This window comes from Devosia insulae DS-56 (assembly GCF_000970465.2).
Classification (GTDB): domain Bacteria; phylum Pseudomonadota; class Alphaproteobacteria; order Rhizobiales; family Devosiaceae; genus Devosia_A; species Devosia_A insulae.
In genome coordinates, this window is the sequence record NZ_LAJE02000397.1 from 1 (window position 1) to 10,188 (window position 10,188).

Annotated in this window: 7 protein-coding genes; 3 read left to right on the forward strand and 4 right to left on the reverse strand. The window is 63.8% G+C overall.

Features of this window, described 5'->3' with window-relative positions:
• Window positions 1-176: 176 nt before the first annotated feature.
• Window positions 177-3,626, reverse strand: a complete 3,450-nt coding sequence (locus VW23_RS26790) for an autotransporter outer membrane beta-barrel domain-containing protein (RefSeq protein ID WP_069912528.1) — start codon at window positions 3,624-3,626, stop codon at window positions 177-179.
• Between the two features lie 162 nt (window positions 3,627-3,788).
• Here VW23_RS26790 and VW23_RS26795 point away from each other — a divergent pair, with 162 nt between their 5' ends.
• Window positions 3,789-4,433, forward strand: coding sequence for a response regulator (locus VW23_RS26795; protein WP_069912529.1), 645 nt, complete (start codon window positions 3,789-3,791; stop codon window positions 4,431-4,433).
• Window positions 4,420-6,345 carry a sensor histidine kinase gene (locus tag VW23_RS26800; RefSeq protein WP_069912530.1) on the forward strand — a complete coding sequence of 642 codons (1,926 nt, stop codon included), beginning with the start codon at window positions 4,420-4,422 and terminating at the stop codon, window positions 6,343-6,345. Before VW23_RS26795 ends, VW23_RS26800 begins: the two co-directional genes overlap by 14 nt.
• A gap of 179 nt (window positions 6,346-6,524) precedes the next feature.
• On the opposite strand, the gene VW23_RS26805 is transcribed toward VW23_RS26800, so the two are convergent.
• Window positions 6,525-8,270 carry a B12-binding domain-containing radical SAM protein gene (locus tag VW23_RS26805; RefSeq protein ID WP_069912531.1) on the reverse strand — a complete coding sequence of 582 codons (1,746 nt, stop codon included), beginning with the start codon at window positions 8,268-8,270 and terminating at the stop codon, window positions 6,525-6,527.
• 137 nt (window positions 8,271-8,407) lie between these two features.
• Here VW23_RS26805 and VW23_RS26810 point away from each other — a divergent pair, with 137 nt between their 5' ends.
• A complete protein-coding gene (locus tag VW23_RS26810; RefSeq protein WP_244513746.1) occupies window positions 8,408-9,145 on the forward strand; it encodes a DUF6065 family protein in 738 nt (245 codons plus the stop codon).
• Window positions 9,146-9,214: 69 nt separating this feature from the next.
• On the opposite strand, the gene VW23_RS26815 is transcribed toward VW23_RS26810, so the two are convergent.
• Together VW23_RS26815 and VW23_RS26820 are read right to left on the reverse strand one after the other, a co-directional pair.
• Window positions 9,215-9,553, reverse strand: coding sequence for a hypothetical protein (locus VW23_RS26815; protein ID WP_069912532.1), 339 nt, complete (start codon window positions 9,551-9,553; stop codon window positions 9,215-9,217).
• Entirely contained in the window at window positions 9,550-9,939 is a 390-nt protein-coding gene (locus VW23_RS26820; RefSeq protein WP_069912533.1) for a hypothetical protein, read from the reverse strand. The genes VW23_RS26815 and VW23_RS26820 overlap by 4 nt, the downstream gene beginning before the upstream one ends.
• Window positions 9,940-10,188 lie beyond the last annotated feature (249 nt).

The window sequence follows — 10,188 nt, forward strand, 5'->3', positions numbered from 1 at the left end:
CCCTCAATCCCTCCCCTCAAGGGGGAGGGAAGCTCACGGCTGGTGCATGCTGCCTCTAACTTAGCGCCTATGAGCGAAAGCTGGGACCCAACTTGCAGCCAGCACCAGCGGATAGATAGCTTTCGCTGGGATGACAGCCGGTGGGTGTGGCGCTTTCGCGCCCTCCAGCAGTACCCTCAGAAACTCCCCCCAATCGAGGCACTCGCCTGATGCGACTGCCCATTCTCCGAGAAGCGCCCGTCATAGCTCGCCCCGAGCGCCAAGCCGTCGGTCAGCTCGAACGCCAGCCCGCCGCCAACCCGCACCCAGCTCACATCCTCGGGCGCCCCGGCAATGGTGAACGGCGCCGAACTCCCGGCAAAGCTGAATTCCCCTGTCGCGTCGGTGCCGGCAAGGCTCTGCTCATACAAAGCCCGGCCCTCGAGCGACAGGGTGCCGGTCTCCAGCTCCACCTGCTGGCCCACCGATAGCCCAACTCCCGCCGCGGCGGACATGCTGCCACTGGCCTCTGCGGTGAGGTTGAAGGCGCCGGCGCCGGTCTCGGTGAAGCCGGGATGGCTGAGCCAGCCGACGGCCAGGGTGCCGAGCGGCGCGATGCTGAGGCCATGCCCGAGCTCGAAGGCGTACGAGGCCTCGAGCGAGAGGTTGGCCGATTGCGCCCAGTAATCGGCATGGGCGACCTCAGTGCTGTTGCCGATGGTAATCGTCCGGTCGGTGGCGACATGGCCGGCGCCGACCGACAGCGAACCGATGAGCGTCGCGGCGCCATCGCTCCAGCCGCCATAGGCGGCAGCCGTGAGGCTGTCGAACCCAGTCTCCGAACTGCGCGCGGTGACGATGCCCTGGCCGTGCTGATAGCCGAGCGCCACGCCACCGAAGCCGGTGCCCGAGCCGAGGTCGACCTCGTTCTCGTAGCCCACGGCCAGCCCGCCAGTGCTCCAGCTGATATCGGCGGCGTTGCCGTCGCCATTGAGCTGGCCATAGCTGCCCAACGCGCCGATCCAGGGCCGCGCCGTACCCGCTGTGGTGGCGTCGCCGATGGCGCTGACGCCGGGATTGCCCGGCTCCGCCGCATAGCCCATTGGCCCCGCCGCCGCGCCGGCGCCCACGAGGCCAGCGGCGGTGCGGCGGTTCACCGTCTCGCCGAGCACGGCAAAGCTCTGCTCCAGCACCTCAAGCATCGACGCATGCGCCTCGCCCGAGATGGCGTCGAGGGCGGCCGGCGCCTCCTCCTCGCTGAGGCCCTGGAACAGGTCGAACCCGGCATTGCCGGCGCCGAGCGCGAACAGCGCGTCACCAGCGGCGCATTGGTTGGCGGTGCTGCCTTCAAGGCAGAAGCTCACCGCCTCCATGCTGGAGGTGAGGCGGAAATACTGCCCGTCAGAGGAACCGGTGAAGTTGAGATAGGCGAAATTGTCGATGATCTCGGGCGCCTCGGCGACCGAGAGGTTACCCGGCGCCGTGGTGTCGATGATGGTGTAGACGAGGCCCGGCGTGTAGGTGCTGCCATCGTCGGTGCCGTTGCCGGCGAGTACCTTGATCTTGGCTCCCGCCGCAATGGTCGCCGTGCCGGTGACATGGGTGATGTCGTTGTGGGTGCCCGCAATGTTGCCGCCATCGCTCAGCTCGACCTCATAGATCGAACCCGCGTCGAGGGTGAGCCCGCCGGTGGTCACCGCGCCGATCGAATTGCCCGGCGCCAGCACGGCGCCATCGCCGACGCTGATCGCGCCATAGGTGCCGTTGCCGCCGAGCCGGGCGCCGCTCTCAGCCGTAACGCTCGAAAGGAGCGTGCCGAGCACATTGAGCCCGCCGCCGCTGACCGTGGTGGTGCCGGTAAAGCTGTTGGTGCCGCTCAGCGTCAGGGTGCCGGTGCCGGTCTTGATCAACTGGCCCTTGCCCGCCAGCACGCCGCTGAAGGTGGTCGAGGCGTTGTTGCCGCCCAGCGTCAGCTGCGCGCTGCCGGCCGCCGTGTTCATGGTCTGCGGGTTGCCGAGCTGCACGGTGCCGGCGCCGGCGAGGCTGCCGATGGTCTGGGTCTTGTTGCTGTCGATCCTGAGCGTCGCGCCCGAGGCTACCTCATAAGCGCTGGCCGCCGACAGCACGCCGATTTCGCGCGCCCGGAGTGTCCCGGCGCTGATCAGCGTCGGGCCCTCATAGGTGCTGGCGCCATAGACGTTGAGCGTGCCCGTGCCTTTCTTGGTAAAGCCGCCCGCGCCGACGAGGCCAGGGTCCATGTGAACACTGTAGGCGCCTGTGTCGATGGTGCCGCCGCCATCCTCGAGGGTGATGTCGCCGGTCTGGAACCCGGAGAACAGAAACGACTGGTTGGCCGTGAGCTTCAGGGTGCCGCCATCGAAGGCCACTTTGCCGGTGCCAGTGGAGTTCAGCAGTTCCACTTGCTTGGCACTGAGCAGCCCGCCGCTTTCGAGCCGCAGCGTGGCGGTGGCGCCGACTTCTCCACCCATCATCACATAGTCACTCACCACCTGGCCGTCATCCGAGATGGTCAGGCTGCCCGATGCGCCCTCGCGCATGCCGAGATAGATCTGGCCCGCTTCGACGCGCCCGCCATCGGTCACCAGCAGCGCGCCGCCGCCTTCGAGACCGATGGTCAAGCCATCGACGCCCATCACCCAGCTGGAGCCCGCGCCGGTGACTTTGGCAGTCGCGGTGCCCTCGAAGCCGAGGCCGGCGTCGACATAGCCCGTGCTGCTCTCGACTTTGGCACCGCCGCTGACCACGAAACCGTCTTCGCCCGGGCCGGTGACGGTCACGCCGCCATGCGTCTTGAGCTTGGTCTCCGCCCCATCCACCGTAACGGTGCCACGGTTGACATAGAGCGAGTTGAAGATCTCGACAAAGGCGCCGTCGCTGATCTCCACCGTACCGGTGCCATCGCGCCCGACATACATGTCGCCTTCGTCGATGTAGCTCGAGCCGGCGCCGGTGACGACGAGCTTGCCGTCGGAACCGGGCCAATAGCCGAGCCAGGTGGTGTTGGTGTTGACCGAGCCGCCATTCTGGACGGTGAGCGTGCCCTTGCCGCCATAGCCGACGAACAAACCGGCTCCCGGGATCCGGGTGGTCCAGTTCGACCCGGTGCCGTCAATGGTCACGATCCCCTCCGAACCCGCGGAATCCCCGATCAGGCCCTGGTTGCTGGTCACCGTGCCGCCCTCGAGGATTTCGAGTTCGCCATTGCCGTCCATACCGAGGCTGAGCGTGGTCATCGAGTCAAAGCTCGAACTCGGCCCCACCACCGACAGCTTGCCGGTGCCGCCATCCATGCCGATATTGGTGTGGTAGGCTTGGAGCGAACCTTCGGTGATGTTCAGGGCGCCCTCAACGCCCTCGCCGATCCGGAGGTTGCCGGCTTCGGCCTCGCCACCGCCGGCGATCTCAGCGGCCGTGGCGCCGTTGACGACGACGTCGCGCGTGTTGTCCGGGTCGGCACCGGTCCAGTTGCCGCTGGTGAACCAGTCCGACGATACGCCGCCGCCCCAGTTGGCGGTCTGCGCCTGCGCCGCGCTTATGCCGAGCGCGCTCAGCGCCGTCGCCGTCAACAGGGTGGCGACCAGCGGAGCGAGGCGCGACGCGCGGTTGCGTTCGGTGCGGCAGTGCATGGATGTTCCCCCGTCCATAGGCCCACGCGCGGGCTCGAAGCCGCCGCGGGGCAGGGGGCACTATTGAGCCGATGGCCCAGCTCACATATCGCTAGAAATAGCGACAAGCCCGTAGGGGCGCCGTGCTAGAGCTTCCGTCGCAGGCGAGGCTGGGGGAGTGTTGTGGCGACAGGGTCAAAGCCCCTCAAGGTGACGATCGTCGAGGACGATGCATCGTTCCGCGGCAGCTTCGTTGCCGCGGTCGAGGCGGCCGAGGATATGCTGCTGCACGCTGCGGCCGAGAACGTCGCCCAGGCGATGGCGCTGCTCGGTGGCCCGCCTTCCGATATCCTGGTGGTCGATCTGGGGCTGCCCGACGGCTCGGGCATCGAGGTGATCCGCGCCGCCCACAGCGCCTGGCCGGATTGCGGCATCATGGTCTCGACCACCTTTGCCGACGATCGGCACGTCATCCCCTCGATCGAGGCGGGCGCCGCCGGCTATCTCCTGAAGGACAGTTCGCAAAGCCGGATGGCCGACGACATCCGCACGCTCCATTCCGGCGGCAGCCCGATCAGCCCGCGTATCGCGCGAAAGATCCTGTTGCGCTTCAGGCCTGTGGAGGCCCCGGCGCAACCCTTATTGTCGCCGCGCGAGCAGCAGGCGCTAGAGCTGATCACCAAGGGCTTCAGCTATGACGAGATCGCCGAGCTGATGGGGGTGACGCGCAACACGGTGATGACCTTCGTCCGCCGCATCTACCAGAAGCTCGAAGTGTCGTCGAAAGCCGAGGCGATCTTCGAGGCGCGCAGCCATGGCCTTCTATAAGCTTCTGGCGCGCTACCTTGCCGCCCTCGGCATCATCATTGCCGGGGCGGTGGTGCTGCACCTCGTCGCCCAACCGCGCGGCCTCCACATCACTTCGGCCGAGCTCGCGGTCGAAAGCACCGTCGGTTATCAGTCGCCCCCGGCGACGCTGATCCGCCGGGCCATGCCGGATGACTGGACCGCCGTGGCGCTGCCCAATGCGGCGATCCCCCAGCTGGCCTTGTCGCAGCACGCCGATGCCGAGGCGCCCGACACGCAGGTCACCTGGTATCGCGCCGTGCTGCCGCAGCCGGTGTCGCCAGCCGACAAGGGCTATCTCTATATCCCGCGCTGGAAATCCGACGGCACCCTCGCTGTCTATGTCAATGGCGAGCTGCAGTACCAATCGCACGCGAACCTGCAATGGAACGGCTCGAACCGGCCGCTGCGCATCGGCTTCGATGTCACCGAGGGGGCGCCACCGATCAACGCCATCGTCATCCGCCTGCAGCATTTGAGGGGGATCGGTGGGGCGCTCTCCAGCCTGTGGGTCGGCGATTTCGATCAGGTCGGGCCGGCCTACATGGTGCGCAACCTGTTCCAGGCCGAGCTCTCCTACCTCACCAGCGCGGCGTTCCTTGCCAGCGGGGTGTTCTCGCTCCTGGTCTGGTTCCGGCGCCGGCAGGAGCGGCTGTACCTGTTGTTCTTCCTGATGTCGGCGGCGACCTTCATTCGCGGCCTCCACAACCATCTGGGGCTCGAGCGGCTACCCTTCAGCGACGCCTGGTTCGGCTGGCTGACGGTCAACTCGACGATGTGGATGGTGGCGATCTCGCACCTCTTCCTCATCACCGTGCTGCATGTCCGGGCGTCGTGGATCACCGCCGTAGTCGGCGGCGCCACGCTGGTGCTGGGGCTCGCGACGCTGCCGCTATTCTCGGCGGCGCTCGACCCGACGCTCACCGCGCCCTTTGCCTATGCGGCGGCCTTCGTCGTCTGTAACCTCGTGGGCATTTCCTCGATCCGGGCGGCCTGGCGCGCCCAGTCGATGGAGGGGCTGGTGCTCGCGGTGTGGGTGCTGCTCACCGCGTATCTCGGCATCAACGACCTGATGCTGCAGAACAACCTGATCAGCATCGAGGGCTATTTCATCCTGCCATTCGTGCAGATCGCCCTGGTCTTTGCCTTCTTCCACCTCGTCCTCGCGCATTATCTGGGGGCGATCGATGCGGTGGAGAACTCCAATACCTTGCTGGCCGAGCGGCTCACGGCGCGCGAGGCGGCGCTGCTCGCCAGCCACGAGCGGCTGCGCGAGATCGAGCAGCGCGAACTGCTGCTGCAGGAACGTCAGCGGCTGACCGAGGATATGCATGATGGGCTCGGCTCATCGCTGATCGGCGCGCTGCGCATGGTGGAGCGCGGCCGGCTCGATGAGACCGAACTCAAGCAGATCCTCCAAGGCTGCATCGACGACCTGAAGCTCACCATCGACTCGATGGAGCCGGTCGAAACCGACCTGTTGCTGCTGCTCGGCACGTTGCGGTTCCGCCTCGAGCCGCGGCTCGAGAGCACCGGCATCAAGCTCAACTGGAACGTGCGCGACGTGCCGCCGGTGTTCTGGCTGGATCACCGCTATGCGCTCCATATCCTGCGGGTGCTGCAGGAGGCCTTCACCAACATCATCAAGCACGCCGACGCCACCGAGGCGACGGTCAGCACCGGCGTCGTCGCCGGCGATATCGTCATTTCCGTCTCCGACAACGGCAAGGGTTTCGACACCGCCGCCCCACGCGCCGGCCGCGGCCTCGCCAACCAGGCCCGCCGCGCCAGCGCCATACGCGCGAGGCTCACGGTGGAATCGGGGTCCGAGGGCACGACACTCACCCTGCTGCTGCCGATCCGGCAGCTGGCGGAGGATGGGGTGGCGGGGTAGGGTGGCCAAGAAGCGCAGGGGGAGCGTCGCGGGGCCTCAGTGTCGTTGCGGTGTCCGCTTTGCGCCAGAAGCGGTCATTCGCCACCACTGAGGTGCGGGTGACTACATGGGCACGTTGTTACGACGCCGATTGCCGTCACACTGAGATACTTGTCCGACACCCGGGCGTTCGTGTGAGGCTATTCGGCTGGCCGGATAGCCTCACCTTGTGATCGCGCAACCTTATGCTCTCCCACGTGACCGAAATGCCGGACGAAGAGAACTCTGTCGACGTACTGCAGGAGCCGGTCGAAGATGTCGGTCGCGTCGTTGTGAGCAGCGTCCGCCAGGATCGCCAAGGTGTATTCATTCCAGTCCAGCCGCTCAGTCGTCACCGTGAAGCGATTTTCATGGCCGGGAGCCCTGGAATACCGCGACCAGAGTTGATGCTGGCCGCTCTCCGCCGCAGGTAGCCGAGAAACCAGCACCATCTCGCCCTCATCCTGCAACTGCTGCAGGGCGGTGCCGATCAGGTTCAGAAGCGGTATGACATCATGCCGAGAAAGGTAGGGATCGTTCCGCTGCCGGGCTGCCCCGATGGCGAAGAGTACGATCTCGCGCAGCATGTCGCGCTGTGCGAGAAACGCCTCAGGGTTGGACAGTATCCGCAGTGGATCAGTCGCGTTCAGTAAGGTCTCGCGATAGTCAATGAGTGTTTGCAGGTCATGCTCGACGGTGAAAAGTGGAACCCGATTGGGCTGATCCCAGAAATCGGCCGTCATGAAGCCCACTGCGATCGCGTGTTCGTAGAGATCGGTGCCGGGATAGATCGTCGCGATACCAACATTGGACCAGGTCGGCACGTATTTCTGCCGCTGCACGTTTTTGACGGTCTCGATGGTCTCGGCGATGGTCTCGGCGGTCTCGCCCTGCAACCCGACGATCAGAAACATCGAGACATTGATGGGGGAATCGCGGAACAGCCTCGCCGTGTCTACCGCCCACTCTACCTTGATCTTCTTGTTGCACATCTTCGAAACGATCGCGGAGCCCGTCTCGAGCCCAAACAGCACGTGGACGAACCCGGCTCGTTCCATGGCCAACACCATTTCGCGTGTGCACGGTTTGAGGCGACCCATACAGATGAAGTTCAGGTTGAACCGTCGGCTGACGATCGCATCACAGAGAGCGATCACCCGTTCGGGATCGAAGAAAAACTGGTCGTCCCATAACCGAATGGTCTTCACCTGCGGAAACCGCTCAGCAATCGAGGCGATTTCGTCGACGACATTTTCAATTGAGCGGAAGCGCATTTTTCGGCGCGCGACCGAGCAGAACGAGCAGACGAAAGGGCAACCCCTGCTCGTCATGATGCTGGCATAAATGCTTTCCGGCGTCAGGAATGTCCCATGTTCCGGGAATGGGAACTCGTCGAGATCATCCACTGTGGGGGCCGGCGGTGTCACGTTCAATTCGCCATTACGGACGAAGGCAATGCCACGCACGCCATCGATCTCGGATCCCGTCTCCCACGCGGTAACCAGTTCCAGCATCGGAACCTCGCCTTCGCGCAGCACCGCCACCGCGTAGGGATTGCGCCCGAGGACCTGCTCGTAACACTCCGAAACGTGAATACCACCGACCACGAGATGGAGGGTGGGCCATCTTGAATGCAATTCCGACAATATGTGCTGGCTACTGATGCGCGTCGGGGTGAGCACTTGCAGCCCGACCACGTCGGGTCGGAATCTATCGACGACGTCAAGAATGCGACTTTGGCAGATATCCAGCGGGATCTCCGACAAGTCCATCGTCTCTACCGCGTGACCATGCGCCTCGAGGTACGAGTGGATGTAACCAAGTCCGAGCGGATAAGCGGCGTTGATCGAATCGTGAAACGATTCTTCGATCACTTCGAGCGTGGTGAGCAGCAATAGAACGCGCATGGAGCGTTACCCTAATCCGCCACACAGGCTGCATCATTTCGACAACACGCCGAACAACAATCGATCACTTGACGCCGCCAGTCAATCTGTTGTCGAGTTTCAGGGATATGTTTGAGCGAGGTTTCGGTTTGGACGACGTGGGCGGCGAAGACTTGATATGCTTTCCAATGGGGAATCTGCCGGCGCAACTGCGGGCCGGCGACACAGATCGCGCGTGGATGGATGCGACGCCCAATGCTTATGCCTATCGTTGCCTGCCACTGACGATCGCGAATGGTCTCGGATGGCAGGTACTGAACCCGCGATATCTTGAGGCCGTATGGGATGGTGGCGACGGCCTCGATGCGGTGCGGCTGCATGCTGACGGCGACAGCATCGCCATCAGTCACTTCGGCAGCGGCATACTGACGTTCCACGTCAACGCATTGTTCCGGACCCCGCCTGGGGTGTCGATGCTCGTGACTGGCCCGTTCAACGAGCCGAAGGACGCTATTGTGGCGCTGAGCGGAGTGGTTGAAACGGACTGGAGCCCTTATACCTTCACCATGAACTGGAAATTCACCCGTCCCGACACGGTCGTGAAGTTCGAGGCGGGCGAGCCGATTGCGACCCTGGTTCCACTCGAACTCGGTCGGTTGGAACAGTTGCGACCGCAGACGCGGCACCTTGCCTCGGAGCCCGAGTTGGCGGAACAGAACGCCATGTGGACGGAGAGTCGCAACAGCTTCAACAAGGGCCTTGAGGTACCCGGGTCCGATGCACAACAGCAGCGCTGGCAGAAGCTCTACCACCGCGGGAGCATGCCTGATGGATCGCCAGCAGCCAGAAAGCACCGCACCCGGCTCCGTATGGCGGCATTTCAATCGCCTGACTAGGACTAGCCCACGATCAGTCGCCACCTGCAGGCGGCGACTGACTTTGATGGGCTCAACTGGCGCGTTCGCTTATTTGGCCGCCAGTGCGTAGCTGACCAGCACCGCGCCCGCCGCCTTGAACGTGTTCTTCTTCAGCTCGTTTCCGAGCCTGGATGCCTTGCTGCGAGACAGCCCTGCGTCCGTTAGCGAAGCCACGTAGCCGTTCAATGCCGGAGCACATTTCTTGGACAAGTAGGCGTCGATTGTCCGACTTGCCCCACGACCGATGTAGTTGATGCTCTCCTCGAGCACACACATCTTGTAGCGATCGGCCGCCGCCTTGATCGCGGCCTCAGAGTCCGCGAGCACCGGGGTCTGGGAAAGGCCGAGTGCGATCAGCCCTCCTGCTATGGTCTTGATGGTGCTCATTGCGGTCCTGCCTTGATATTGTCGAAACCCTCTTTGACTTCGTTGAGCTTGTCGGTCACGAAACCCGTCAGGCCACCCTTGATCGTGTCGATGCGTTCCTTGATGCCCGAGAAGCTCGGCCAGGTGTAGATGACGTCGCTGGCCATTTCAGACACCTGCTGGACCTCCTGAGTGCCCGCCTGATCGCCGCCGAAGATCCTGGAGATTGCGAGCTTGGTACCAGCCTTGATCACGTCCAGACCGAAATCTTTCGCCAGTCCCTTCAACTTGCCTTCGAGGTAACGCTTGTCCCCCTTGTCAAAATAGTCTTCGAACTCATCGACAATGCCTTTGTAGTCAGAAAACTTGTCGGCGAGCCCTTCCACCCTATTGATGACATTGAGCATGGAAGGCCGCGCGCCACTGGGCCTGTCAAAAGTTGGGACTGTGCGCTCACCCGAGGATGAATTGTCGCCCCCACCACCCCCACCAGAGGACCTCTCTCTTCTACACATCTGACGCTGCCCCCAAAAAAAAAATAAAACACAGCGAATTCACATCATTCTTACCGCACCTACTCATCTCCCTTTCCACTCATTCCCTCCCTCACCCAATATACCACTACGCATCCCTACATCCACGATCCTCTATTTATC

Excerpts from the sequence above, each read along its gene's own strand:
- VW23_RS26790 (WP_069912528.1), bottom strand. The coding sequence starts at position 3,626 with ATGCACTGCCGCACCGAACGCAACCGCGCGTCGCGCCTCGCTCCGCTG.
- VW23_RS26815 (WP_069912532.1), bottom strand. The coding sequence starts at position 9,553 with ATGAGCACCATCAAGACCATAGCAGGAGGGCTGATCGCACTCGGCCTT.
- VW23_RS26805 (WP_069912531.1), bottom strand. The coding sequence starts at position 8,270 with ATGCGCGTTCTATTGCTGCTCACCACGCTCGAAGTGATCGAAGAATCG.
- VW23_RS26800 (WP_069912530.1), top strand. The coding sequence starts at position 4,420 with ATGGCCTTCTATAAGCTTCTGGCGCGCTACCTTGCCGCCCTCGGCATC.
- VW23_RS26820 (WP_069912533.1), bottom strand. The coding sequence starts at position 9,939 with ATGCTCAATGTCATCAATAGGGTGGAAGGGCTCGCCGACAAGTTTTCT.